Genomic DNA, 24264 nt, shown 5'->3' on the forward strand with positions numbered 1-24264 from the left:
AGACCCGCCATGACTGCGGAAGCTCGGATTATTCGCACGCTTACCTTCAGGTTGATTCCCTTCCTGATCCTGCTTTATCTGGTTGCCTTCATCGACCGCTCCGCTGTCGGCTTCGCCAAGCTGCACATGAACGCCGATATTGGCCTCAGTGACCTGGCCTATGGCTTTGGTGCCGGCCTGTTCTTCATCGGCTACTTCATCTTCGAAGTTCCCAGCAACCTGCTGCTCGAACGCTTCGGCGCGCGCCGCTGGTTCGCCCGCATCCTGATTACCTGGGGGCTGATCACCGTCGGCATGGCCTTCGTCACCGGGCCGTACAGCTTCTATGTGATGCGCTTTCTGCTCGGTGCGGCCGAGGCTGGCTTCTTCCCCGGTGTGCTGTACTACATCACCCGCTGGTACCCGGTACGCCATCGCGGCAAGGTGCTGGGTTTCTTCATTCTCTCGCAGCCCATCGCGCTGATGGTCACCGGCCCGCTGTCGGGCGCCCTGCTGGGCATGGATGGCATCGCCGGTCTGCACGGCTGGCAGTGGCTGTTCATCGTCATCGGCCTGCCGGCCGTGGCCCTGGCCTGGCCGACCCTGCGCATCCTGCCGGATACGCCGAAAGACGCCGCCTGGCTGGCCGAGGCAGATCGCAACTGGCTGCTCGGTGAGCTGGACAAGGATCGCAAGGAATACGGCCAGACCGAACACACCAATCCGCTCAAGGCGCTGACCGACCGCCGCGTGTTGCTGCTGGCGCTGCTCTACCTGCCCAGCACCCTGAGCACCTACGGCCTGGGGCTGTGGCTGCCGACGCTGGTACACCAGTTCGGTGGCAGCGACCTTACAACAGGTTTCATCTCGGCGATTCCGTACGTCTTCGGCATCATCGGTCTGCTGCTGATTCCACGTAGCTCCGATCGCCTCAACGACCGCTACGGGCACCTCACCTTCCTCTACATCCTCGGCAGCGCCGGCCTGTTCCTCAGCGCCTGGCTGGGCTCGCCGGTGTTGCAGCTGGCGGCGCTGTGCATGACTGCCTTCAGCCTGTTCTCGGTCACCGCGATCTTCTGGGTGCTGCCGGGGCGCTTCCTCACCGGTGCCAGCGCCGCCGCCGGTATTGCCCTGATCAACTCGTTCGGCAACCTGGGCGGCTACATCGGCCCGTTCGGTATCGGTGCGCTCAAGGAGTACACCGGCACGCTGTCCTCGGGCCTGTACTTCCTGTCGGCGGTGATGATCAGCGGCGTGCTGCTGACCTACATCGTCTACCGCAAGCTGGAAAAGAAGACCCCCGTGCCGCAGGGCGTGGTGATCGAGCAGGCGTCCTGATCTCTGGCGGACAGGGACGTCCGCCCTTTGGAGCAACTACATGAGCAGAAAGCTGAAAGTCGCCATCGTCGGCTCGGGCAACATCGGCACCGACCTGATGATCAAGTTGATGCGCAACGCCAAGCACCTGGAAATGGGCGCGATGGTCGGTATCGATCCGGCCTCCGATGGCCTGGCCCGCGCCGCGCGCCTGGGCGTGGCCACCACCCATGAGGGCGTCGAAGGCCTGACCCGTCTGCCGGTGTTCGCCGATATCGACTTCGTCTTCGATGCCACCAGTGCCGGTGCCCACGTGAAGAACGACGCCTTTCTGCGTGGCATCAAGCCGGGCATCCGGCTGATCGACCTGACGCCGGCGGCCATCGGTCCGTACTGCGTACCGGTGGTGAATCTCGAGCAGAACCTGGCCCAGCTCAACGTCAATATGGTCACCTGCGGCGGCCAGGCGACCATCCCGATGGTCGCGGCAGTCTCGCGCGTGGCCAAGGTGCATTACGCCGAGATCATCGCCTCGATCGCCAGCAAGTCCGCCGGCCCCGGCACCCGCGCCAATATCGACGAATTCACCGAGACCACCTCCAAGGCCATCGAAGTGATCGGCGGTGCAGCCAAGGGCAAGGCGATCATCGTCATGAACCCGGCCGAGCCGCCTTTGATGATGCGCGACACCGTGTTCGTGCTCAGCGAAGCCGCCGACCAGGCGCGGATCGAAGCCAGCGTCGAAGAGATGGCTGCCGCCGTGCAGGCCTACGTGCCGGGCTACCGCCTCAAGCAGCAGGTGCAGTTCGACGTGATCCCCGAGTCGGCGCCGCTGAACATTCCCGGCCATGGTCGCTTCAGCGGCCTGAAGACCTCGATCTTCCTCGAAGTGGAAGGCGCCGCCCATTACCTGCCGGCCTACGCCGGCAACCTCGACATCATGACCTCCGCCGCGCTGGCCACCGCCGAGCGCATGGCACAGTCGATGGGAGCCTCGGCATGAGCAAGAAACTCTTTATCTCCGACGTGACCCTGCGCGACGGCAGCCACGCGATTCGCCACCAGTACTCGATCCAGAACGTGCAGGACATCGCCCGCGCGCTGGATCAGGCCAGGGTCGACTCCATCGAAGTCACCCACGGCGACGGCCTGCAGGGCTCCAGCTTCAACTATGGCTTCGGTGCGCACAGCGACCTGGAGTGGATCGAAGCCGCTGCCGACGTCATCGAGCACGCGCGCATCGCCGTGTTGCTGCTGCCGGGCATCGGCACCGTGCACGACCTCAAGGCCGCCTATGACGCCGGCGCCCGTACCGTGCGCGTGGCCACTCACTGCACCGAGGCGGATGTGTCGAAGCAGCACATCGAATACGCACGCAGCCTGGGCATGGACACCGTGGGCTTTCTGATGATGAGTCATATGATCCCGGCCGAGGAGCTGGCGCGTCAGGGCAAGCTGATGGAGAGCTACGGCGCGCAGTGCATCTACATGGCCGACTCCGGCGGCGCGATGAACATGAATGACATCCGCGACCGCATGCGCGCGTTCAAGGCCACGCTGAACCCGGAAACCCAGACCGGCATGCACGCCCACCACAACTTGAGCCTGGGCGTGGCCAACTCCATCGTCGCGGTGGAGGAGGGCTGTGATCGTGTCGACGCCAGCCTGGCTGGCATGGGCGCCGGTGCCGGTAACGCACCGCTGGAGGTGTTCATCGCCGCCGCCGAACGCATGGGCTGGAACCATGGCACCGACCTCTACAAGCTGATGGATGCTGCCGACGATCTGGTGCGCCCGCTGCAGGATCGCCCGGTGCGGGTCGACCGGGAAACCCTCGGCCTGGGCTATGCCGGCGTCTACTCCAGCTTCCTGCGGCATGCCGAAGTGGCGGCTGCGAAGTACGGGCTGAAGACCCTCGACATCCTCGTCGAACTGGGCAAGCGCCGGATGGTCGGCGGCCAGGAAGACATGATCGTCGACGTGGCGCTGGATCTGCTCGCCCGTCGCGCCTGACTCGCTGATGGCTCCCTCGCTCTGGCGTATGGAGCATCAGCCAAGGCTCTCTCCCCAGATATACCTGGATCCCCGCCTGCGCGGGGATGACGAGACGGTGGGGGGGGCATTCCCGCGAAGGCGGGAACCCAGCCGGGGGCTACCACTCTCTGCGTGGGAGCGATCCTGTTGCGGCGATCACCCATGATGCCCATGCGATCTGACGGTTTTTGTCGCGCGGCTTTTGCGCGACACTGCGGGCACCATTCGGCCAGGAGCTTCGCATGACCGTCAGCGATGACAAGTTCACCCGCCAGACCCTGCTCGACGTGCAGACGCTGACACCGAGCCTGTTCACCCTGCGCACCACGCGCGATGCGGGTTTTCGCTTCCGTGCCGGGCAGTTCGTGCGCCTGGGTGTGGAAAAGGCCGACGGCTCGGTGGTCTGGCGCCCCTATTCGCTGGTTTCGGCGCCGCACGACGAGCACCTGGATTTCTTCTCCATCGTGGTGCCCGGCGGCGAGTTCACCAGCGAGTTGAGCCGTCTGCGCGTCGGCGACACCCTGTTGGTGGAGAAGATGGCCACCGGTTACCTGACCCTGGATCGCTTCGTCGACGGCCGCGACCTCTGGTTGCTCGGCAGTGGCACCGGCATCGCACCGTTCCTGTCGATGCTGCAAGATTTCGAGGTGTGGCAGCGTTTCGAGCGCATCGTGCTGGTGTACAGCGCGCGCAACGTCGCCGAACTGGCCTATCAGCCGATGATCAAGGGGTTCGCTGAGTTGGAACATCTGGCCGAGTTCGCGCACAAGCTCACTTACCTGCCGGTGGTCACCCGCGAGCAGGTGCCGGGTTGCCTCAATGCACGTATCACTGAACTGCTCGACAATGGTGAGCTGGAGCGTGCCGCGGGGCTGTCGCTGACGCCTGAGCACTCGCGGGTGATGATCTGCGGCAACCCGCAAATGATCGATGACACTCGCCAGCGCCTGAAAGCCCGTGGCCTGAATCTGAGCCTGACGCGTCGGCCAGGTCAGGTCGCTGTCGAGAATTACTGGTAAGAACTGGTAACAAAATGGCGACTTTCGATGTGACCTGCGCTCCAGTACATTCGGCGGTCTGTTTTTCATCGTTCGGTCTTCATGGACAGCGACAGTAGTCGATCGCCCTCGCCAGTATGGTTGGGGGCGACACATCACAGAGAGGGCGCCACTCGGCGTCGATTCTTCTTGCAGCACCGTGCTGCATATTCTTTCCGCCAGTCGAAAACTCACGCGCCTGTATCAGGCTTGCGCGATGCTTTCGGCTGTCTTCGTTTTCCCCTAGAGAGAGCTGCACGCTAAATGGAATGGATCGCTGATCCGACGGCCTGGTTAGGCCTGTTGACCCTGATCGTCCTGGAAATCGTCCTGGGCATCGACAACCTGGTGTTCATCGCCATTCTCGCCGACAAGCTGCCGCCCGAGCAGCGTGACCGTGCGCGGGTGATAGGCCTGAGCCTGGCATTGATCATGCGCCTCGGTCTGCTGGCCAGCATGGCCTGGCTGGTAACGCTGACCGATCCGCTGGTCGAGGTGTTCGGCAAGACCTTCTCCGGGCGTGATCTGATCATGCTGTTCGGTGGTGTGTTCCTGCTGTTCAAGGCCACCATGGAGCTGCACGAACGCCTGGAAGGGCGCACCCACCAGCCGGGTGGCGCGCGTACCTATGCCAAGTTCTGGCCAGTGGTGGCACAGATCATCGTGCTCGACGCGGTGTTCTCCCTCGACGCGGTGATCACCGCCGTCGGCATGGTCGAGCACCTGGAAGTGATGATGATCGCGGTGATCATCTCCATTGGTCTGATGATCGTCGCCAGCAAGCCGCTGACCGCTTTCGTCAACGCGCGCCCGACGGTAATCATGCTGTGCCTGGGCTTCTTGATGATGATCGGCTTCAGCCTGACCGCCGAAGGCCTGGGCTTCCATATTCCGAAGGGCTACCTGTACGCCGCCATCGGTTTCTCGATCCTCATCGAGGTGTTCAACCAGGTCGCTCGTTCGCGCCGCAAGCGCAGCCTGCAGGGCGAGCGAGGCCTGCGTGAGCGCACCGCGCATGCGGTACTGCGCCTGCTTGGCGGCAAGGTCGAGGCTGACGAGGTCGGTGAGGACATCGCCGATATGATCGGTGGTGAACCGGGTGAGCAGGCGCTGTTCGACCGTCGCGAGCGGGTGATGATCCGTGGCGTGCTGGGCCTGGCTGAGCAGTCGATCCGCAAGGCCATGACCGACCGTATGGAAGTCGACCGCATCGATATCGATGCCCCTGCGGAGAAGATCCACCAGGCGCTCCTGGACTCGCCGCACTCGCGCCTGGTGGTGGTGCGTGCCTCGAAGCCCGAGGAGCCGCTGGGCTACATCCACAAGAAGGAATTGTTCAAGGAACTGCTCAAGGGCGAGCAGCCGGATATCGAAAGCCTGGTGCGTGCGCCGATCAACCTGCCGGAGAGCGTGTCGGTGCTCAGCGCGCTGGAACAGATGCGCCAGGCCTCGACCCACGTGGCTTTCGTGGTCAACGAGTTTGGTGGTTTCGAAGGCCTGTTGACGCTGACCGATATCCTCGAGGCGATTGCTGGTGAGCTGCCAGACGCCAGCGAAGTGGACGGTCCGGAGATCGAACAGGTCGACGGTGGCTGGCGGGTCAACGGTGCGCTGAACCTGGCCGTGTTGCGTGAGCGACTGGGCTTTGCCGCCGCCGCGAGCGAGGACTACCAGACGGTTGCCGGCCTGGCCATGAGCCTGCTCGACCGCCTGCCGGTGATCGGCGACCAGTTGGAGCATGCCGACTGGCGCCTGACCGTGACCGAGGTGAAGGATCGCCGGGTCAGCAAGGTGTTGCTGGTGCCGCTGACGGTATGAAGCGGGCGCGGGTCGTCGCGGACGACCCGCATGGCACTAACTGAGCTAGGCTGATGAGAGGTTTCTTCCGCAGGAGGTTCTTTCATGCCGCTCGAACATCATCCCCTGACCCGCGAATTCCCCCAGCAAGGCGACGTCATGCGCAAGCTGATGCAAAGTGACCCGCACTTTCCTCGCCTGGCTGGCGAGTACGAGGCGCTGGACAAGCGCATCTACGAGATAGAGGACGGACGGGAGGCGGCCGATGACCTGACCCTGCAAGGGCTCAAGCTGCAGAGGGTGGGGCTCAAGGATGAGATTGCCGAGCTGCTGCGCAAGGCGGGCAGTGCTTGATCCTGATCAACTGAACGGTCGACGTGTGGCGCTAGGCTGGAGTCATCTTCCTTGTCAGAGGCTCCGCCATGCACGTCGACCATCACCCACTGGTTCACGATTTTCCCGAACACCGCAGCGAGCTGCAGCGCTTGCGTCAGAGCGATGAGCAGTTCTCGCGCCAGGCCGAAGAATACGAAGCCCTGGACAAGCGCATCTGTCGTATCGAAGACGGTATCGAGTTGCTCGATGACGTCACCCTCAGTGCTCTAAAACTCAGCCGCGTCGCGCTCAAGGACGAACTGGCGCGTCAGCTCAAACGGGCTGCGGGCCAGTGCTGTGGTTGTGGCAATGGCTGTCGTGGTTGACCGCTCGGCATAACACGGTGCGCGCGGCGCACCCTACGAGATCGCTATCGGTGCGCACCGGTTTCCCGGATTTCATCCGGGCTACACCATGTGAGCCGATAGGCCTCAATGCACAGGCGGGTTGATCAGATAGGTCAGCAATCCGTCCGCCTCATCTTCCGTCCAGACGGCCCTTGGTGGTCTCGGTAACTCGCCCATCAGTTTCTGCCAGAAGGCCAGGGCCACGTCGTCCTGGCGGTAGAAACGCACCAGCCAGGTACTGCCATCGCCCATCGCCTGTTGTACCAGGGCGCGGCCAATACCCTGACGGCGGTAGCGTTTGAGAATGAACAGATCGGCGAACTCCGGGGCATCGATCTCGGGTAGCTCGCTGCGTTCGACCAGCAGGAAACCGGCAATGAAACCATCGGCCAGGATCAGGCTGGCACTCCAGCCTGGCTCCTGCCAGTAGCGTTGCAGATGTTCCTCGTGGATGTAGAAACGGCCATCCGTTTCGACGTCTTCCTGTTCCCAGTCGGAACTGTCGTAGGAATAGAACTGGTAGAGGTTGCGGATCAGCGGCAACTGCTCGACGGTGGTAGGAATCAGCTCGATGGTGAGTGCGTTCACAGCAGGGCACCTCGCCACACCAGGCGGCCGACGATTTCCAGGTGTTCCCGGTCTATCTCGAATTCACGGTGCGAGGGGTTGTCGCATAGCGTGCGTACCTTGCCACCGGGTTCCAGCTGCAGGCGCCTGACCAGGGTATTGCCGGCGTCCTGAATCACGTAGACCTTGTCGTCCTGAATGTCGCGGGCATTGATGTCGATCAGCACGATGTCGCCATCGCGAATGGTCGGCGACATGCTGTCTCCGCGAATCTGCATGGCCGCCAGCGCCTTGCTGTCCAGCCCATTGCTGCCCAGCCAGTGGCGACAGAAGGCCTGCGAGGTGAGGGTGGTCTTGCGCGTGGCCACCACTTCTTTCTGGGCCGACTCTTCCTCTCCCAGCCAGGGCAGCAAGGTCAGCGAACTGGGGCGGCTGCCTTCCTGGCTTTTCTCCACGGGGCCTTCGCCAGTGGCCAGCCACTGCAGGCTGACGCCCGTCGCCTGCGCCAGGCTGACCAGCACCTTGCGCGAAGGATCGCCGCCATTGAGGTAACGGCTCAGGCCGCTGTTGGAAATGCCCGCCTTCTTCGCCAGTGCGCTGGCATTGCCGGCCCGATTGCACAGGGTTTTCAGGCGTTCGACGAAGTCGTCTGCCGGGGAGGAATCATTGGCTGATTTCGCTATAGCGAAATTCAATTCCTCTTTAGGGGTTCTCATCGGCTGCTGTCTTCCCTTTGATGAATATTTATATAACTAAAAACTATTTCTAATGTTTTTTAATTTCCTTAAAGTGCTATCAACCCGAGGCAAATAGCGAAGTTGCTTTGGATTCTAGAGGCGCATTGCGCTCCCGCCAAGGAATAAGGCTGCATTTTTTCGCTATCGCGTACCTGTCGGCAGATCGCGGTTGACTTTGTGAACCATCCAGCGATCGAGCCAACATCATGAGAAGAACATCTTCCTTCTTTGCTTTGCGTGCATTTCCCGTTCTTGGCCTGGCGAGTCTCGCCTTGCCTTTCCCGGCTCCGGCCTTTGCCGCCGATGGCGCCGACAAGCTCTCCACCGTCGTCGTCACCGGTACTCGCGTGAGTGGCCGCCAGGCTGCCGACGCCGTGCAGCCCATCGATGTCATCAGTGGCGAACAACTGAGCAACCAGGGCACCAGCGATCTGGCCGGTGCGCTGAACAAGCTGCTGGCCTCGGTCAGCGTGCCGCGGCCGCACAATACCGTCGGTGGCGAGGCGGTGCGCCCGCTGGTCATGCGTGGCCTGGCGCCGGATCAGGCGCTGGTGCTGGTCAATGGCAAGCGTCGCAACGCCGGTGCTTTCCTCAATACCGGTGGCGCCCTGGGGCGTGGCACCAACCCGATCGACCTGGCGGCGATTCCGGTATCGGCCATCGAGCGCGTCGAGGTGCTGCGCGATGGCGCGTCGGCGCGCTACGGCTCGGACGCCATTGCCGGGGTGATCAACATCATCCTCAAGGATCAGAGCGAAGGCGGCGGAATCAACGCCACCCTCGGCCGCTACGACGATGGCGATGGCACGCGCCGTGAGCTGCAGGGCTTCGCCGGTTTCGCCCTGGGCGAGTCCGGTTCGCTGACGCTGTCCGCCGAAGGCCAGCACAACGATGCGACCAACCGTGCCGGTGCGGACATCACCCCTGGCGCACAGGCTGATGGCGTCTATGGCCAGGTCACCAACAAGGTCGGCGCGCCGGCCCTGGAGAGCGGCAAGCTGGCCTTCAACGCCAGCTATGCCCTCAACGATGCCGTCGAGCTGTACAGCTTCGGTACCTGGAGTCGGCGTGACGCGCAGAGCCACTACGGCCGCCAGCGGGCGACCAGTGCCGCGGTCGCCGCCTACTTCCCGGACGGCTACCTGCCGCAGTACGACCCGGTGATCAAGGATCAGGCGCTGGTGTTCGGCTCCCGTGGCCAGCTGGCTGGCGAGTGGGCCTACGATGCCTCCGTGGACTGGGGACGCAACACCTATGATCCGTACATCAAGAGCGTCAACACCCGGCTGTTCAACGAGACGGGCAGCTCGCCGACCAACTTCCACAACGGCACCTACGAGTCCTCGCAGTGGGTCGGTAACCTCAACCTGTCGCGCGCCTTCGACGTGGGCCTGGTCGAGCCGCTGTCGGTGTCCGTCGGCCTGGAATACCAGGCGCAGGATCTGGAGATCAGCGCCGGTGACTACGCTTCCTGGTATGGCGCCGGTGCGGTGTCGATGCCAGGCATCTCGCCGCTGAGCGCCGGCGACTGGAGTCGCCACAGCCTGGCCACTTATCTGGATCTGGAGGGCAAGGTCACCGACAAGCTGACCCTGTCGCTGGCGGCCCGTCACGAGAACTACAGCGATTTCGGCAATTCGGTGTCCGGTTCGTTGTCGGCTCGCTATGACTTCACCCCGCGTATCGCTTTGCGCGGCTCGCTGTCCAACGGTTTCCGCGCGCCGACCCTGACCCAGCAGCATTATTCGAGCATCCAGAGCCAGAGTCAGGATCTGGGCAACGGCCCGGTGCTGGTGCAGTCCGGCACCTTCGCCGTGGATTCCAATATCGCGCGCCTGCTCGGCGCCGAAGATCTCGAGGCGGAGACCTCGCAGAGTCAGACCATCGGCCTGGTGCTGCGTCCGACCGACAACCTGACGCTGACCGCCGATGCCTACCGCATCACCATCGATGATCGCATCAACCTGTCCTCGGCCTTCCCGGTGACCTCGGCGGTGGCCCGCCAGTACCTGCTCGACAACGGCATCGTCAGCGACAGCTACCAGAGCGTGCGTTACATGACCAACGCCGCCGACACCCGCACCATCGGCCTCGACCTCACCGGTGAGTACCGCTGGCGCCTGGACAACGGCGACAACCTCAAGGGCACGCTGACCTACGCCTACAACCGCACCAAGGTCACCGACCTGGCGGAAAGCCCGGCGATCCTCGGTCAGCTCGGCATCCCGATCAGCCTGGTGGAGCGGCGCGAGGTCGGCCAACTGACCGACACCAACCCGCGGCACAAGCTGATCATCGCTGGCGACTACTCGATCAGTGCGCTGAACCTGGATCTGCACGCCGCGCTCAACCGCTATGGTTCGTTCTGGGTCTACAGCAACACCAGCCCTAACCTCGACCAGAAGTTCGCCTCCAAATGGACGCTCGACCTGTCCGCCAGCTACTCCTGGAGCGACAACTGGCGGCTGACCGTGGGCGCCGACAATCTGTTCGACACCCGCCCGGATCGCACCCGCGCCGAGAACAACGCTACCGGTACCTTCCAGTACACCAGCTATTCGCCGCTGTCGGCTGACGGGGCCTTCTACTACGCCTCGCTGAACTTCGCCTGGTGAGGTGCGGGTAATGGATCTACTCCAAGCCTGGTTCACGTCCTGGGGCGTGAACCTGACCATCCTCTGGGATCCTATCGATCGCCAGCGCTTTCTCCTCGGGCTGGCGTTGACCATCGCGCTGTCGGTGCTGAGCGTGGCGATCTCGCTGGTGATCGGGGTGCTTGGCGCCTGGATGAAGGGCAGTCGCTGGGATCTACCGCGGCAACTGGTCACTCTCTATGTCGAGGTATTCCGCAACACGCCGCTGCTGATCCAGCTGTTCTTCTTCTACTTCGGCCTGGGTGCGCTGCTGTCGTTCGAGCTGAACGACGGCAACGCACAGAGCCAGTTGATCGTGAATTTCTTCTGGGCCCTGCTGGTGCTCGGCATTCATGCCGGTGCCTATCAGGTGGAGGCGATTCGCGGCAGCCTCGATGCGGTGCCGCGCTCGACCATCGAGGCGGCGCAGTCGCTTGGCCTGAACCCGGCGCAGACCTTTCGCAAGGTGGTGCTGCCGCTGGCCTTGCGTAACGCGTTGCCGTCGGTGGGCAACAGCCTGGTGCAGGCAGTCAAGGCGACCTCGGTGGCCTACGCCATCGCCGTACCTGAGCTGACCTACGCGGCCAACCGGATCTGGAGTGACAACTTCAACGTCCCGGAAATGATGGTCGTGCTGTTCATCACCTATTTCACCCTGCTTGGGTTGGTGTCGATGGGCATGCGCGCCATCGAGCGCCGCCTGACCTTGCCGGGGTACCACGGCCTATGAATACCTTGGTTGCTTCCTTCGAGCGTGCCGCTGGCGGCCTGGCCGGTTACCTGCGGCCGACCCCGGCGAAACTGCTGGCGCTTGCCGTGCTGGGCTGGATCGCACATTGGCTGCAGGGCCATAGCGAAGTGCTGCAGCTGTTCTGGCGCTGGCTGCCGGCGCTGTTGCAGGGCTTCGCGGTGAACATCTGGATCGGCCTGGTCTCGGTCGTTCTGGCCAGCCTGCTGGGGCTGCTGCTCGGCGCCCTGCAGGTCTCGCCACGGTCGCTGCTGGCACGGCCGGCGCGGCTGTTCACGCTGTTCTTCCGCAATGCGCCGTGGCTGGTGGTGATCTTCTTCATCATGTACCTGATCCCCTTCGAGGTGGAGTGGGGCGGCGAGTACTACCAGATTCCGGACTGGATCAAGGTCGCCGTCGGCCTGTCGCTGACCGCTTCCGGCTACGCCGCCGAAGTGGTGCGTGGCGGCATCCAGTCGGTGCCCGTGGCGCAGTGGGAGGCGGCGGCTTCGCTCGGCCTCGATCGTCGCCAGATCCTGCGCAAGGTGGTTCTGCCGCAGGCCCTGCGCAGCATGCTGCCGGCCTGGATGAACCTCTACTGCACCGTGACCATGGCCACCGCCCTGGCCAGCCTGCTGGGCATCGAGGATCTGATGACCACCATGCAGCTGCGCCTGGCCGCCGAGTCACGCCCCGAGCTGCTGCTGCCCGGCTACCTCTTCGTGTTCCTGGTTTTCTTCTTCTACATCTATCCGATTTCTCGTGCCTCCAAGGCGCTGGAACGCAAGTGGAGCCTGCATGACTAGTCCCCAGATCGCGGTGCGCGGCATCCGCAAATCCTTCAATGGCACCCAGGTGCTCGATGGTTTCTCGCTGGAGGTGGCGCCGTCGGAGATCGTCTGCCTGATCGGTCCGTCCGGCTCCGGCAAGTCGACCCTGCTACGTACCCTCAATGGCCTGACACCGATCGAGGCTGGCGAGATCGAGGTCTGCGGCATTCGCGTCGACGACCCGCAGGTCGATCTGCTGGCGCTGCGCCGGCGCATCGGCCTGATCTTCCAGAGCTACAACCTGTTCCCGCACCTGAACGTGCTGGACAACATCACCCTGGCGCCGACCAGCGTGCTCAAGGAGCCGCTGCCGCAGGCCCGCGAATATGCCCGCGAGTTGCTGCGCAAGGTGCGCCTGGAGGACAAGGCCGAGGCCTTTCCCGGTCAGCTGTCCGGAGGCCAGCAGCAGCGCGTGGCGATTGCCCGCAGCCTGGCCATGCGCCCGGACGTGATGATGTTCGACGAGGTCACCGCCGCGCTCGACCCGGAAACCGTCAAGGAAGTGCTGACCACCATCCGCGATGTGGCCGCCAGTGGCATGACCTGCCTGATCGTCACCCACGAGATGCAGTTCGCCCGCGAGATCGCCGACCGGGTGTTCTTCACCGACCGTGGTCGCATCGTCGAGCAGGGGCCGCCCGCCCACTTGTTCGGCGCCCCGCAAGACCCGCGTACCCAGCGTTTCCTCGACAACTGCCTGTGATTTCCCGAGGCCCTGCCATGAGTTCTTCCCCGCGACACCTCAAGCTGTTCCTGTTCCCTGCGGCCAGTGGCGCGCATGTCGCCGCCTGGCGCCACCCGGCCTCGCGCGACGGCGCCCCGGATTTTGCCGCCGACCGCGCCACCGCCGAGCTGGCCGAGGCGGCCGGTTTCGATGCGCTGTTCTTCGCCGACCGTCTGGCCTTCGGCGGGCGTGACAAAGCCAGTGCCGAGCGCTCCTCCGGTGCTGCCGGGCTCGAACCGCTGACCCTGCTCGCCGCGCTGTCGGCGGTGACGCGTGACATCGGCCTGGTGGCCACCGCCAGCACCTCCTATCAGGAGCCATTTCATGTGGCGCGCAGCTTCGCTTCGCTCGATCACCTCAGTGGTGGTCGCGCCGGCTGGAACCTGGTGACCTCGCTGACCGATGCCGAGGCTGGCAATTTCGGTCGCGAGCAGCACTTCGAGCACGGCGAGCGCTACCAGCGTGCTGAAGAGTTCGTCGATGTGGTCAAGGCGCTGTGGGACAGCCTCGAAGACGACGCCTTCCCGCGTGACAAGGCCAGTGGCCGTTACCTCGATGGCAGCAAGGTGCACCCGCTGGAGCATCGCGGCCGGCACTTCTCGGTGCGCGGGCCGCTCAACGTGCCACGTCCGCCGCAGGGCCATCCGCTGGTGGTGCAGGCCGGCTCCTCGGAGGAGGGCCTGCAACTGGCGGCGCGGGTCGCCGATGTGGTGTTCACCACCCAGCAGGAGCTGGCCCAGGCGCAGGCCTTCTACTGCGAGCTGAAGTCGCGCCTGCCGGCCTTCGGTCGCCAGCCTGAGCAGCAACTGATCATGCCTGGCCTGTCGGTGATAGTCGGACGCAGCCGCGGCGAAGCCGAGGACAAGCTGCGCGCGCTCAACGAACTGATCGATATCGACGTGGCGGTGTCGTTCCTCTCCGCGCTGTCGGGAGGTACTGACCTGTCGGCCTATCCCCTCGACGGCCCACTGCCCGAGCTGGCGCTGACCAACGGTAACCGCAGCAAGCAGGCGCTGTTCCTGCGCCAGGCGCGTGAGAAAGGCCTGAGCATTCGCCAGTTGGCGCTGCAGGTGGCGGGCTCCGGTGGTCACCGCGTATTGCTCGGTACGGCCGAGGAGGTGGCTGACGACCTGCAGCTGTGGTTCGAGTCGGGCGCCGCCGATGGCTTCAACTTCAAGCCGCTGTACCTGGACGACAACCTGCGCGAGTTCGCCGAGCAGGTGTTGCCGATCCTGCGCGAGCGCGGCCTGTTCAAACACCAGTACGCCGCCGGCACGCTGCGCGAGAAGCTCGGCCTGGCGCGTCCACTCAACCGTTTCCAGGGCAGGAGCTGAATCATGCGCTTCGCACTTCTGGCCAGTCTGCTGCTGGCCCTGACGGCAAACCCGCTGCTGGCGGCCGACGAGCCGGCCGACGGCCTCAAGCAGATCCGTGACCGTGGACGGGTGGCGGTATGCACCACCATGGCCTTCCCGCTGTTCGCCTACTACGACGAGCAGGGCAAGCCGGCGGGCATGATTCACGACCTGATCGTCGACGTGCAGCAACGTCTCGAGCAGCGCCTGGGGCGTTCGCTGGAGTTGCAGGTGGTGCGTGTGACACCGACCAACCGCATCGAATTCGTCCGCCAGGGGCGCTGCGACTTCATGGTCTCGACGCTTTCCTATTCGCCGGAACGCAAGGTGCAGCTGGACTTCGCCGAGCCCGGTTTCTACCGTTCCGGCACCACCGTGCTTGCGCTCAAGTCGACGTCCATCGACAGCTGGGAAGCGCTGCGCGGCAAGAGCATCTGCTCGTCGCCGACCAACTCCTGGCTGCGTATCGGCGAGCGCCGCTTCGGCATCAACTTCGTCACCTACTTCGGTGGCGAGATCGACTCGCAGAAGGCCGTGGTCGACGGCCGCTGCCTGGGTCTGGCGGCCTACGACACCTACTTCGAGGTGCTGCTGCAACGCGACGGCGCGAATGTCTGGCGCGACTTCGAGATCAAGCTGCCGAGCCAGGACTTCGCCTACTGGTCGATCACCCTGCGCAACAACCGCCCGCAGCTGCGCGCCTTTCTCGATGAGGTGGTCGCCGACTGGCACCGCAGCGGGCTGATCGTCGAGCTGGAAAAACGCCATGGCATTCCTGCCAACCCCTGGGTAGCCGAGCAGCATCAGCGCTACGCCGCCAACACTTCTGACGTGGAGAACTGAAATGTCCCTGATTCATGAACGCAACCGGGCGATCCGTGCCCTGATCGAGGAAGTGCGCGCCGCCAAGGCCGAGGAGGCCGGTGAAACCCCGGCTTTCGTCGCGCGCATCAAGAACGCGGTGAATACCCTCAGCCAGCGCAGCGAGCTGTTCCCCATCGACAGCTTCCCGATCAAGCTCAACACCCACGCCGGGCTGTATCGCCTGGGTGAGGACGCCGACCGGCAGAACGCGCTGTACATCACCGGTGGCATCTACGGCAAGGTGCAGACCCAGCCGCATACGCATCCGGCCTGGGTGTCCATGGGGGCGGTGAAAGGCCTCGAGCGCAACCGTATCTACCAGCGGATCGATGACGCCAGCGTCGAAGGACAGGGCCAACTGGAAGTGCTGGAAGTCACCGACGTGGTGCCGGGAGCGCCGGCCTTCATCGGCAGCGGCCTGTACCACACCCTGGAAGTCGAGGACGACATCCAGACCCTGCACCTGCACCTGTACGACGCCGGCCTGGACGACCCGGCCAATTCCGGCCTGCCGGTGTTCGAGGCGCCCGACAGCCGCAACTACGTGCGCACGCCATCGGCGGTGCAGCGCCAGGTGGTGTCCGGGGTGCATCCCTCGACCTTCGGTGAGGTGAGCGAGGCGCTGGCGTCCGGTGAGCCGCTGGAAGTCATCGCTGTCGATCACCACAACCCGCTGCTGGAAAAGCTGGTGACTCCGCGCCGCGTCAGCCTGGACGATTGGGAGGCCAGCAGTGCCGGCCTGCAAGGCAGCCCCGAGGTGCCCGTGGTGCTGGTCGGTCAGGTCAAGGCCGTGGAACTGGCCGCGCAACGTCTGGCGCGCCTTGGCTACAGCTATTTCACCCACCTGCGCTGAGGTTCGCATGAGCGACGTGCCAGTCGCCGGGCCGGTTTGCGCCCTGGCGGATCTGTTCACCGACCAGCAGGCCTGGGAGGCCGCCCTGGACGAGCTGCGCGGGCTGCTGGATGAGGTGGCGCCCGAGCCGCCTGGCGATGGTGTGGCGCTGCTGTTTTGGCTGCAGGCTGTAGACGGCCTGCAGCGCCGTCAGGGGCGTCTGTCCACCTATATGGGCATCCAGAGTTTCGTCGATGGCCGCGCCAGCGAGCCACAGCGTCATGCGGCGCGCCTGCGCGAATCCGGTGCCGCCATCGGCCAGCGTCTGGCAGCGTTCAATGCACTGCTGGTGCTGACCGATGAGGCTGCCTGGGCGCAGTGGCTGCACGTCGAACCGGGGCTGGGTGTTTATGCCGGGCGCTATCGCTCGTTGCGCGCTGGCCGTCAGCATGTGCTTGCCGGCGAGGTCGAGCGCGCCCTCGCCGCGCTGGATACCAGTCTGCAACTGCCGGTGCAGCTGTACCGGCGGATCAAGGCCGGCGACCTGCGTTTCGCCGAGGTCGAGGATGCCGCGGGCGTGCGCTGGCCGTTCAGCCTGTCACGCTTCGAAAAACGCTTCGAGACCAGTCCCGATGCCAGGCTGCGGGCTTCGGCCGCCAGGGTGTTCGCCGATGGCGTGTCGGCGCATCGGCATGCCTTCGCCGCCGCCTATGCCGGTGAAGTGTCGCGCCAGGTGAGCCTGGCGCGTCTGCGGGGGTTCAACGATACCCTGGATCTGCTGTTCTGGCAGCAGGGTATCGACCGCGCCTTCTTCGAGGCCCAGCGTGCGGTATTCAACGAAGGGCTGGCGCCACTGATGCGCCGCTTCGTCGAGGTCAAGCGACGTCTGCTCGGTCTGCCGAAGCTGGCCTTTCACGATCTCAAGGCCTACCCGCCACAGATTCCCGGCGAGGTCAGCTTCGACTTCGCCCGCGAGGCCATCCTCGCCGCTGGCCAGGCGCTCGGCGATGACTATGCCGAGGTGCTGCGCCGCGCTTTCGACGAGCGCTGGGTGGAGCACGCTCAGCAGCCGAACAAGGCCGACAGCTCCGGCTGCGCCAGCCCGTTCGGGCCGCATCCTTACGTGCTGATGACCTGGACGGGCAGCCCGCGCGACATGTTCCTGCTGGCCCACGAACTGGGCCATGCCGTGCATTTCCACTGGTCGGCCGAGCACCAGGCGGTGCTCAACGCCGCGCCGCTGCGCTATTTCATCGAGGCACCGTCGACCCTCAACGAGCTGCTGCTGGCCGCTCATCTGCTGCGCAGCGACGATGCGACCCAGCGCCTGTCGGCGGTGTTCGAGCTGCTCAACAGCTACTACCACAACTTCGTCACCCATTATCTGGAGTCGGAGTTCCAGGTGCGCGTCTATCACCAGGCGGATGCCGGGAGCCTGCCCGGTGCCGAAGCCCTGGAGCGGATCAAGACCCAGGTGCTGCGCGACTTCTGGGGCGACGCGGTGGACATCGACGACACGGCCGGACTCACCTGGCTGCGTCAGCAGCACTACTACATGGGGCTCTACCCCTATACCTACGCAGCCGGACAAAGCATTGCCAGCCTCTACCAAGTGCGCCTGGCCAGTGATCCGCAGGCCGCCGAGCGCTGGTGTGCGGCCCTGCGCCAGGGCAGTTCGATCGATGCCGCGACGCTGCTCCAGCAACTGGATCTGGACATGCGCGACGGCGCTGCCTTCCGCGCAGTGCTCGGCCTGATCGACGGCCATGTGACCCAGCTCGAACAGCTTGCCCAACCCTATTTCTCCGAGGAATGACCGCCATGAGCACCCCTACCGTTCTCAATCTCGACAGCGGCTGCCCGGCGCTGTGGTACAGCCGCTGCCCGGTGCCGACCACTTCCGGTATCGCCCAGCACTACCGCTGGCTGCATCGCGCCTTCGCCGAGCGCGGCGTCGAGCTGCAGTCGTTGCGCGCCTCTGCGGACGCCCGGGTGCGCGAGGCGCACTACAACCACGCGCATCCGGACATGTTCCGCGAGGGCGGCAACGTGCCGCCGATCTGGGCGCGCGCCAGCGGCCAGGACACCCTGGTGGTTGGCATCACCTGGGTGGACGAGCGCCAGGTGCTGCTGGTCCGCGACGACAGCCCGCTGCGTGAACCGAGCGGCCTGCCGGGCCGGCGCCTGGGGCTGCCCAAGCACCACACGCGCAATGTCGATATCGCCCGTACCGCGCATCTGCGCGGCCTGCTCACGGCCCTCGAACTGGCCGAGGTGCCACGCGAGGCGGTGGCCTTCGTCGATATCGAAGGCGGTGAATTCGACCTGCGCGAAACCGGCCAGGCTGGCGCGGGTGGCGACCGTGCCGATCTGCTCGCGGCACTGCTCGAAGGACGCGTTGATGCCATCTATGCCAAGGGCGCGAGTAGCGTCGCGCTGCAGGCAAAGCATGGTTTGCGCGCCTTGCTCGATATCAATGCCCATCCCGATCCGCTGGTGCGGGTCAACGCCGGCACGCCACGACCGATCACCGTCAACCGCGACCTGGTGCAGCGCGCGCCGGAGCTGGTCAGCCAATACCTGGCCGTGCTCCTGGCCACCGCCGATTGGGCGCGTGAGCACCGTGACGCGGCAGTGCTCGCCCTGGCCGAGGAGACCGCCAGCAGCCCCGAGTCGATCCTCCAGGGCTATGGTGAGAGTTTCCATCTGCACCTGCGCCCGGCGCTGAGCGACACGTATCGGCAGGGCCTGGCGCTGCAGAAGGATTTCCTCCTGCGCGAAGGCTTCCTGCCCGGTGACTTCGATGTCGCCAGCTGGATCGACCCGGCGCCGCTGGCGGCAGCAGAGGCTCTGGCCGGCGAGCTGGGCTGGCTGTTCCGGGACGCGCGATGAGGGGCGGCGCGTTCCTGCTGCCGTTTCTCTCACTGGCCACGCTCAGTGGCGCCACCCTGGGCATGGCCAAGCTGATCACCACCCTGTACGCCCTGGAGCTGGGCGCGAGCGCCGCGCAGATCGGCCTGATCGGCGCGGCCGAAGCCCTGGGCATGGTGCTGTTGACCCTGCCGGCGGGGCTGCTGATCGACCGTTTCGGCAGTCGTCGGCTGTACCTGCTGGCCAGCTTGCTGCCGGTGTTGCTGCACCTGGCCATTCTGGCCTGGGCGAACTGGCTCTGGCTGGCGGCGCTGCGCCTGCTGGTGGGCACTTGCGTGCCGTTTCGTTCGGTGGCGATGAGTGGGTTGTTCCTGCAACGCCTGCCCGAGTTAGGGATGAGCAAGGCAGGCTGGTTCCGTGGTGCGCTGATGGTTGGCCTGCTGTTGCTGGGGCCGTGGCTGGGCAATTGGCTGTACAGCCACTTCGGTGCACTGGCGTTCGTCTGGGTCGCGCTCAGTTTCGCCGGGATGGGGCTGTGGGGGCTGCGTTTCTGGCGCCAGGAGGCATCGGTGGTCAGCACCAGCCGGCGCTCCGGTGGTTTGCCGGTGTTGCTTGGCGAGCCTGCCTTGCGCCACTGCTGTCTGATCGAGTGGTTGGCCAGTGCAACTGGCAGCCTGTTCGCCACCTTCGCCCTGGTCTTGTGTCTGGAGCAGTTGCACTGGTCGCAGAGCGAAGCCGTGGCGTTGCTGACCACGCAGGGGTTGGTCACGGTGCTGGCGTTGTTTGGCCTTGGCCGATTGTTGGCCGGGCTGGCGCCACGGACGATCTACCTGCTGGCCTTGCCGGCTGGTTGCCTGGCTTTATGGCTGATGGGCCGACTCGATTCCTTCGCTGGCCTGCTGCTGGCGGCAGTGCTGCTCAGCCTGGCGGCTTCGGCGGTGCACCTGGCGAACGTCGGTCGTCTGTCCCGGCTGCCGCTGGACAAGGGCGGCGTTTCCGGTCTGTTCAGCCTGGCGCAAACCCTGGGCATGCTCGGCGGCAGCTTGCTGGGCGCCGGGCTCAGCCACTGGCTCGAACTGCGCCAGTTGTTTCCCGCCTGGGCATTGTTGCTGCTTGCCGGTGCGGCACTGATTGCCTGGTCGGAGTGGCGAGCGCGTGCAGGTGCTGGCGAAACGTGCGTGGCGGTGGATCGCTCTGGTCTGTAAATCTATCCAGTAGTTCGGTATCGTTCCAGCCTTCGCTCAACAGGCAGGACGATTTCCCCATGGCCAAGGCTAAACGCATGTACGGCTGCACCGAGTGCGGCGCCACCTTTCCCAAATGGGCTGGGCAGTGTGGCGAGTGTGGCGCCTGGAACACCCTGGTGGAAACCGTGGTCGAGGGCGCTACGCCCAGCGGGCGCACCGGTTGGGCCGGCGACAAGGCCAATATCAAGACCCTGGCCGAGGTCAGCGTCGAGGAGATTCCGCGCTTTTCCACCGCCTCCGGCGAGCTGGATCGTGTGCTCGGCGGCGGCCTGGTCGATGGCTCGGTGGTGCTGATCGGCGGCGATCCGGGCATCGGCAAGTCGACCATCCTCCTGCAGACCCTGTGCAACATCGCCCAGCGCTTTCCGGCCTTGTACGTCACCGGTGAGGAATCGCAGCAGCAGGTGGCCATGCGTGCACGGCGCCTGGACTTGCCGCAGGACAAGCTCAAGGTGATGACCGAAACCTGCATCGAGACGATCATCGCCACCGCGCGGCAGGAAAAACCCAAGGTGATGGTGATCGACTCGATCCAGACCATCTTCACCGAGCAACTGCAATCGGCCCCGGGCGGCGTCGCCCAGGTGCGCGAGAGCGCGGCGCTGTTGGTGCGTTTCGCCAAGCAGAGCGGCACGGCGATCTTCCTGGTCGGCCACGTCACCAAGGAAGGCGCGCTGGCCGGCCCGCGCGTGTTGGAGCACATGGTCGACACGGTGCTGTATTTCGAGGGCGAGTCCGATGGTCGCCTGCGCTTGCTGCGGGCGGTGAAGAACCGCTTCGGCGCGGTCAACGAGCTGGGCGTGTTCGGCATGACCGACAAGGGCCTCAAGGAGGTTTCCAACCCCTCGGCGATCTTCCTCACCCGCGCTCAGGAGGCAGTGCCCGGCAGTGTGGTGATGGCCACCTGGGAAGGCTCGCGGCCGATGCTGGTGGAGGTGCAGGCGTTGGTCGACACCAGCCACCTGGCGAATCCGCGCCGGGTCACCCTGGGCCTGGATCAGAACCGCCTGGCCATGCTCCTGGCCGTGCTGCATCGCCACGGCGGTATCCCGACCTATGACCAGGATGTGTTCCTCAACGTGGTCGGCGGGGTCAAGGTGCTGGAGACGGCGTCCGACCTGGCGCTGATGGCGGCGGTGATCTCCAGCCTGCGCAACCGGCCGCTGGAGCATGACCTGCTGGTGTTCGGCGAGATCGGCCTGTCCGGCGAGATCCGTCCGGTGCCGAGTGGCCAGGAACGTTTGAAGGAGGCCGCCAAGCACGGCTTCAAGCGCGCCATCGTGCCCAAGGGCAATGCGCCGAAGGAGTCTCCAGCGGGGTTGCAGGTCATCCCGGTGACACGCCTGGAACAGGCGCTGGATGCGCTGTTCGAGTAGAGGATGGCGTAGCACGGATGCAATCCGGGGCTTTTGCGGTGTCGTTCTTCCCGGATTTCATCCGGGCTACGTCTCTGTATCGGCTGCGGCGTTCTGCCGCGACCCGGCTCTGGTGGAAATTGACCCGGGTCAATAGATAGCAGGCTATCGGCGCGCAGCATGAAGGCGTATCCAAACAAGGAGACACCATCATGTTCCTGTTCTTCGACTTCTTCTCCCGTGCCTTCAACTTCGATGCCCAGGCCGTGCAATCGCGCGATGCAGTGCCGCGTGAACGGCAACGTATCGAGGCGCGCCGTCAGCGTCGCCAGGCCGCCGAGGCCGCCTGCCGCATCCACTGAGTGCGCTTCGTCGCTCGCGGCGCGCGCCTCATTCCGGGCGCGCGTCCAGCTCAGGCGACCAGCCGTGTTCCATGGCCTGACGCATCAGGTCGGCAGGTTTCTCGATATCCAGTTTGCGGCGGATGCTCAGGCGGTGGGTTTCCACGGTGCGCACGCTGATCGCCAGTTCGCGCGCCATGGCCTTGTTGTTCAGGCCCTGGGCCATCATCAGCAGTACCTGCCGTTCGCGTGGGGTCAGTTCGGCCTCTTGCTGCGGTTCGCTGCTGGCCAGTTTTTCGGCGATGTCGCTGCTGTAGAAGCGCCCTCCCACGGCGAGCACCTCGATGGCCGAAACGATCTCGCGCGACGGCGCATCCTTGAGCACGTAACCCGAGGCGCCGGCGCGTAGCGACTGGCTGACGTATTCCTGATTGTCGTACATGCTCAGGATCAGCACCTTGAGCGATGGGTGCAGTTGCTTGAGCGTGGCAGTCAGCTCCAGGCCATTGATGTCCTTGAGGCCGATATCCATGACCACGATGTCGGGGCGTTCACGTTCGACCAGGGTCAGTGCCTCCTTGCCGCAGCCGGTTTCGCCGACCACCTTGAAGCGCTCGACCATTTCCAGCAGCGCGCGCACGCCGTCACGCACCAGGGCGTGGTCGTCGATCAGGGCTATGCGGATCGAAGCGCTATCCATCCTGCCTCCTTCAATTGGGTTCCAGGCGCAGAGCCACGTGCAGTTCGGTGCGTTGCGGTTGGGAGCTGATGCGGAACTGACCGCCAAAGTGCTCGACCCGTTCGCGGATATTGCGCAGGCCGATACCGCCGTGGCTGTGCTCGATGTGATCCGGGTCGAAGCCGACACCGTCGTCGCGGATGCGCAGCTCGATACGTCGCGGCATACCGTTCAGGTCGATTTCCACATGGCTGGCATGGGCGTGCCGTTCGATGTTGGTCAGCGCCTCCTGAAGAATGCGAAACAGCGCCACGGTCACCCCGGTGGGCGGGCGCACGTCACCTAGATCACTATGGTAGTCGACGGTCAGGCCGCTGCGCTGGGCGAACTCCGATGCCAGTTGACCGATAGCCGAGGACAGGCCGAGGGTGTCCAGCAGGGAAGGATGCAGGTCGTGGGAAATACGCCGCACTTCGCCGATGGCACCTGCCAGGTGCTGGATACCGCGGTGCAGGGTGGCGCCGGCGCGAGCGTCAGCGGTATCGAGTTGCTGGGCGGCCAGCTCGAACTGGAACTTGATCGATACCAGTTGCTGGCTGATACCGTCATGCAGTTCACGTGATACCCGTGAGCGTTCCTCCTCTTGCGAGGTGACGATGCGTTGGGTCAGTTGCTGCAGCTTGCGGTCGGCCAGGCGGTGTTCACTGACGTTGAGGGTCAGGCCGCTGGCGTACACCAGCAGCACGGCGATCAGCGCCACCACACCAATGGTCAGTACGGTGCTGTAGAGACCGTCGGTCACGTCGCTGCGTACCTGGCGGATGGCCTGTTCGACGTCATCGAGGTAGATGCCGGTGCCGAGCATCCAGCCCCAGCGATCGAGCATCACCACGTAGGCGAGCTTCTCGGACTCCTCACCGCTGGAGGGCTTGCGCCAGCGATAGGGCTGGAAACCATCGCCCTCGCTGGCGCTTTTCAGCAGTGCCTGGATCACTGGCAGACCGCGGCCGTCAGTCATGTTCCACAGATCGCGGCCAACCAGCTCGCGCTGACGCGGATGCATCAGACTGCGGCCATGCTCGTCATAGACGAAGAAGTAGCCATCGCTGCCGAAGTTCATCCGCTGCAGCACATCGAGCACTTGCTGGCGGGTCTGCTCGTCGTCGCCACTCTGGTAAAGCGGCTCGATGGTGCTGAGGGCGAGACCTACGTAGTGGCGCAGCTCGGCCTTCTTGCTGCTCATGATGCTTTGTTCGATCAACTGCGCCTGTTGTTCGCCCAGGCGCTGGTTCTGCAGCATCACCAGCAGGCCGACCACGGTGACCGCGAGCAGCAGGGGCAGAAGGCTGAGGGTGACGATCTTGTGCTTGAGCTGCATGGTTTCAGGCGGGGGTGGGGCGATGCTATAGGTTCGGCCCTTCATGACGACCACGCAAGAGCTGGGTTATGAATCTCGACGTTTTGCGTAGTGGTCTGTCTGGTCTGTTCCGGGCTTAGTGGACACTGATTTAAGGTGGATAAGGCTCACCGCAAGGAGTGTTCATGACTCGGATCAGAGGGGGAGATGGCCGCTGCACGCCGATAGTGGCAAGAAGGGCTGCTGCACTCGGGGCTGC

Annotated in this window: 23 protein-coding genes; 19 read left to right on the top strand and 4 right to left on the bottom strand. The window is 64.6% G+C overall.

What is annotated here, in order from left to right:
• Positions 1-9 precede the first annotated feature (9 nt).
• From C7A17_RS15130 to C7A17_RS15160, 7 genes are all read left to right on the top strand, one after another.
• Positions 10-1317 carry an MFS transporter gene (locus tag C7A17_RS15130; RefSeq protein WP_106738787.1) on the top strand — a complete coding sequence of 436 codons (1308 nt, stop codon included), beginning with the start codon at positions 10-12 and terminating at the stop codon, positions 1315-1317.
• 40 nt (positions 1318-1357) lie between these two features.
• A complete protein-coding gene (locus C7A17_RS15135; RefSeq protein ID WP_106738788.1) occupies positions 1358-2299 on the top strand; it encodes an acetaldehyde dehydrogenase (acetylating) in 942 nt (313 codons plus the stop codon).
• Positions 2296-3309, top strand: a complete 1014-nt coding sequence (gene dmpG / locus C7A17_RS15140) for a 4-hydroxy-2-oxovalerate aldolase (protein WP_106738789.1) — start codon at positions 2296-2298, stop codon at positions 3307-3309. Before C7A17_RS15135 ends, dmpG begins: the two co-directional genes overlap by 4 nt.
• A 263-nt stretch (positions 3310-3572) precedes the next feature.
• A complete protein-coding gene (locus tag C7A17_RS15145; RefSeq protein ID WP_106738790.1) occupies positions 3573-4349 on the top strand; it encodes a ferredoxin--NADP reductase in 777 nt (258 codons plus the stop codon).
• Positions 4350-4631: 282 nt separating this feature from the next.
• Entirely contained in the window at positions 4632-6185 is a 1554-nt protein-coding gene (locus tag C7A17_RS15150) for a TerC family protein (protein WP_106738791.1), read from the top strand.
• An 84-nt stretch (positions 6186-6269) separates the two neighbouring features.
• On the top strand, positions 6270-6518 hold the full coding sequence (locus C7A17_RS15155; RefSeq protein WP_106738792.1) for a YdcH family protein: 249 nt from the start codon (positions 6270-6272) through the stop codon (positions 6516-6518).
• Positions 6519-6586: 68 nt separating this feature from the next.
• Positions 6587-6865: a YdcH family protein gene (locus tag C7A17_RS15160; RefSeq protein WP_106738793.1), complete on the top strand. Its 279-nt coding sequence runs from the start codon at positions 6587-6589 to the stop codon at positions 6863-6865.
• Positions 6866-6970: 105 nt separating this feature from the next.
• Here C7A17_RS15160 and C7A17_RS15165 read toward each other — a convergent pair whose 3' ends face one another.
• Positions 6971-7474, bottom strand: a complete 504-nt coding sequence (locus C7A17_RS15165; RefSeq protein WP_106738794.1) for a GNAT family N-acetyltransferase — start codon at positions 7472-7474, stop codon at positions 6971-6973.
• Positions 7471-8169, bottom strand: a complete 699-nt coding sequence (locus C7A17_RS15170; protein WP_106738795.1) for a S24 family peptidase — start codon at positions 8167-8169, stop codon at positions 7471-7473. The genes C7A17_RS15165 and C7A17_RS15170 overlap by 4 nt, the downstream gene beginning before the upstream one ends.
• Before the next feature lie 227 nt (positions 8170-8396).
• Here C7A17_RS15170 and C7A17_RS15175 point away from each other — a divergent pair, with 227 nt between their 5' ends.
• The 12 genes from C7A17_RS15175 to C7A17_RS26925 all read left to right on the top strand — a co-directional run bounded on the left by C7A17_RS15175 (position 8397) and on the right by C7A17_RS26925 (position 21990).
• Positions 8397-10805: a TonB-dependent receptor plug domain-containing protein gene (locus C7A17_RS15175; RefSeq protein ID WP_106738796.1), complete on the top strand. Its 2409-nt coding sequence runs from the start codon at positions 8397-8399 to the stop codon at positions 10803-10805.
• 10 nt (positions 10806-10815) lie between these two features.
• Positions 10816-11553: an amino acid ABC transporter permease gene (locus tag C7A17_RS15180; RefSeq protein WP_106738797.1), complete on the top strand. Its 738-nt coding sequence runs from the start codon at positions 10816-10818 to the stop codon at positions 11551-11553.
• The gene (locus tag C7A17_RS15185; RefSeq protein WP_106738798.1) at positions 11550-12356 is read left to right on the top strand and encodes an amino acid ABC transporter permease; all 807 of its coding nucleotides are present in this window, start codon (positions 11550-11552) and stop codon (positions 12354-12356) included. The genes C7A17_RS15180 and C7A17_RS15185 overlap by 4 nt, the downstream gene beginning before the upstream one ends.
• Complete coding sequence (locus C7A17_RS15190; RefSeq protein WP_106738799.1) at positions 12349-13083, top strand: amino acid ABC transporter ATP-binding protein; 735 nt, start codon at positions 12349-12351, stop codon at positions 13081-13083. The genes C7A17_RS15185 and C7A17_RS15190 overlap by 8 nt, the downstream gene beginning before the upstream one ends.
• Positions 13084-13100: 17 nt before the next feature.
• Positions 13101-14438 carry an LLM class flavin-dependent oxidoreductase gene (locus tag C7A17_RS15195; RefSeq protein ID WP_106738800.1) on the top strand — a complete coding sequence of 446 codons (1338 nt, stop codon included), beginning with the start codon at positions 13101-13103 and terminating at the stop codon, positions 14436-14438.
• A 3-nt stretch (positions 14439-14441) separates the two neighbouring features.
• Positions 14442-15302, top strand: a complete 861-nt coding sequence (locus C7A17_RS15200) for a transporter substrate-binding domain-containing protein (protein ID WP_106738801.1) — start codon at positions 14442-14444, stop codon at positions 15300-15302.
• A gap of 1 nt (position 15303) precedes the next feature.
• Positions 15304-16176, top strand: a complete 873-nt coding sequence (locus C7A17_RS15205; protein WP_106738802.1) for a cupin domain-containing protein — start codon at positions 15304-15306, stop codon at positions 16174-16176.
• 7 nt (positions 16177-16183) lie between these two features.
• Complete coding sequence (locus C7A17_RS15210; RefSeq protein WP_106738803.1) at positions 16184-17971, top strand: M3 family metallopeptidase; 1788 nt, start codon at positions 16184-16186, stop codon at positions 17969-17971.
• Between the two features lie 5 nt (positions 17972-17976).
• The gene (locus tag C7A17_RS15215) at positions 17977-19047 is read left to right on the top strand and encodes an aliphatic sulfonate ABC transporter substrate-binding protein (RefSeq protein ID WP_106738804.1); all 1071 of its coding nucleotides are present in this window, start codon (positions 17977-17979) and stop codon (positions 19045-19047) included.
• A complete protein-coding gene (locus tag C7A17_RS15220) occupies positions 19044-20231 on the top strand; it encodes an MFS transporter (protein WP_106738805.1) in 1188 nt (395 codons plus the stop codon). Before C7A17_RS15215 ends, C7A17_RS15220 begins: the two co-directional genes overlap by 4 nt.
• Before the next feature lie 59 nt (positions 20232-20290).
• Positions 20291-21649: a DNA repair protein RadA gene (gene radA, locus C7A17_RS15225; protein WP_106738806.1), complete on the top strand. Its 1359-nt coding sequence runs from the start codon at positions 20291-20293 to the stop codon at positions 21647-21649.
• A gap of 191 nt (positions 21650-21840) precedes the next feature.
• On the top strand, positions 21841-21990 hold the full coding sequence (locus tag C7A17_RS26925; RefSeq protein ID WP_199796329.1) for a hypothetical protein: 150 nt from the start codon (positions 21841-21843) through the stop codon (positions 21988-21990).
• Positions 21991-22018: 28 nt separating this feature from the next.
• Here the strand turns inward: C7A17_RS26925 and C7A17_RS15230 are convergent, their stop codons facing one another.
• Complete coding sequence (locus C7A17_RS15230; RefSeq protein ID WP_106738807.1) at positions 22019-22669, bottom strand: response regulator; 651 nt, start codon at positions 22667-22669, stop codon at positions 22019-22021.
• A 10-nt stretch (positions 22670-22679) separates the two neighbouring features.
• Positions 22680-24026 carry a cache domain-containing protein gene (locus C7A17_RS15235; protein ID WP_106742952.1) on the bottom strand — a complete coding sequence of 449 codons (1347 nt, stop codon included), beginning with the start codon at positions 24024-24026 and terminating at the stop codon, positions 22680-22682.
• Between the last annotated feature and the right edge of the window lie 238 nt (positions 24027-24264).

Origin of the sequence: Pseudomonas mendocina (assembly GCF_003008615.1) — a bacterium.
GTDB lineage: Bacteria > Pseudomonadota > Gammaproteobacteria > Pseudomonadales > Pseudomonadaceae > Aquipseudomonas > Aquipseudomonas mendocina_C.

Bases quoted from the DNA above. Each gene is read 5' to 3' on its own strand.
- C7A17_RS15130 (WP_106738787.1), top strand. From the start codon at position 10: ATGACTGCGGAAGCTCGGATTATTCGCACGCTTACCTTCAGGTTGATT.
- C7A17_RS15135 (WP_106738788.1), top strand. From the start codon at position 1,358: ATGAGCAGAAAGCTGAAAGTCGCCATCGTCGGCTCGGGCAACATCGGC.
- dmpG (WP_106738789.1), top strand. From the start codon at position 2,296: ATGAGCAAGAAACTCTTTATCTCCGACGTGACCCTGCGCGACGGCAGC.
- C7A17_RS15145 (WP_106738790.1), top strand. From the start codon at position 3,573: ATGACCGTCAGCGATGACAAGTTCACCCGCCAGACCCTGCTCGACGTG.
- C7A17_RS15150 (WP_106738791.1), top strand. From the start codon at position 4,632: ATGGAATGGATCGCTGATCCGACGGCCTGGTTAGGCCTGTTGACCCTG.
- C7A17_RS15155 (WP_106738792.1), top strand. From the start codon at position 6,270: ATGCCGCTCGAACATCATCCCCTGACCCGCGAATTCCCCCAGCAAGGC.
- C7A17_RS15160 (WP_106738793.1), top strand. From the start codon at position 6,587: ATGCACGTCGACCATCACCCACTGGTTCACGATTTTCCCGAACACCGC.
- C7A17_RS15170 (WP_106738795.1), bottom strand. From the start codon at position 8,169: ATGAGAACCCCTAAAGAGGAATTGAATTTCGCTATAGCGAAATCAGCC.
- C7A17_RS15175 (WP_106738796.1), top strand. From the start codon at position 8,397: ATGAGAAGAACATCTTCCTTCTTTGCTTTGCGTGCATTTCCCGTTCTT.
- C7A17_RS15180 (WP_106738797.1), top strand. From the start codon at position 10,816: ATGGATCTACTCCAAGCCTGGTTCACGTCCTGGGGCGTGAACCTGACC.
- C7A17_RS15185 (WP_106738798.1), top strand. From the start codon at position 11,550: ATGAATACCTTGGTTGCTTCCTTCGAGCGTGCCGCTGGCGGCCTGGCC.
- C7A17_RS15190 (WP_106738799.1), top strand. From the start codon at position 12,349: ATGACTAGTCCCCAGATCGCGGTGCGCGGCATCCGCAAATCCTTCAAT.
- C7A17_RS15195 (WP_106738800.1), top strand. From the start codon at position 13,101: ATGAGTTCTTCCCCGCGACACCTCAAGCTGTTCCTGTTCCCTGCGGCC.
- C7A17_RS15200 (WP_106738801.1), top strand. From the start codon at position 14,442: ATGCGCTTCGCACTTCTGGCCAGTCTGCTGCTGGCCCTGACGGCAAAC.
- C7A17_RS15205 (WP_106738802.1), top strand. From the start codon at position 15,304: ATGTCCCTGATTCATGAACGCAACCGGGCGATCCGTGCCCTGATCGAG.
- C7A17_RS15210 (WP_106738803.1), top strand. From the start codon at position 16,184: ATGAGCGACGTGCCAGTCGCCGGGCCGGTTTGCGCCCTGGCGGATCTG.
- C7A17_RS15215 (WP_106738804.1), top strand. From the start codon at position 17,977: ATGAGCACCCCTACCGTTCTCAATCTCGACAGCGGCTGCCCGGCGCTG.
- C7A17_RS15220 (WP_106738805.1), top strand. From the start codon at position 19,044: ATGAGGGGCGGCGCGTTCCTGCTGCCGTTTCTCTCACTGGCCACGCTC.
- radA (WP_106738806.1), top strand. From the start codon at position 20,291: ATGGCCAAGGCTAAACGCATGTACGGCTGCACCGAGTGCGGCGCCACC.
- C7A17_RS26925 (WP_199796329.1), top strand. From the start codon at position 21,841: ATGTTCCTGTTCTTCGACTTCTTCTCCCGTGCCTTCAACTTCGATGCC.
- C7A17_RS15230 (WP_106738807.1), bottom strand. From the start codon at position 22,669: ATGGATAGCGCTTCGATCCGCATAGCCCTGATCGACGACCACGCCCTG.
- C7A17_RS15235 (WP_106742952.1), bottom strand. From the start codon at position 24,026: ATGCAGCTCAAGCACAAGATCGTCACCCTCAGCCTTCTGCCCCTGCTG.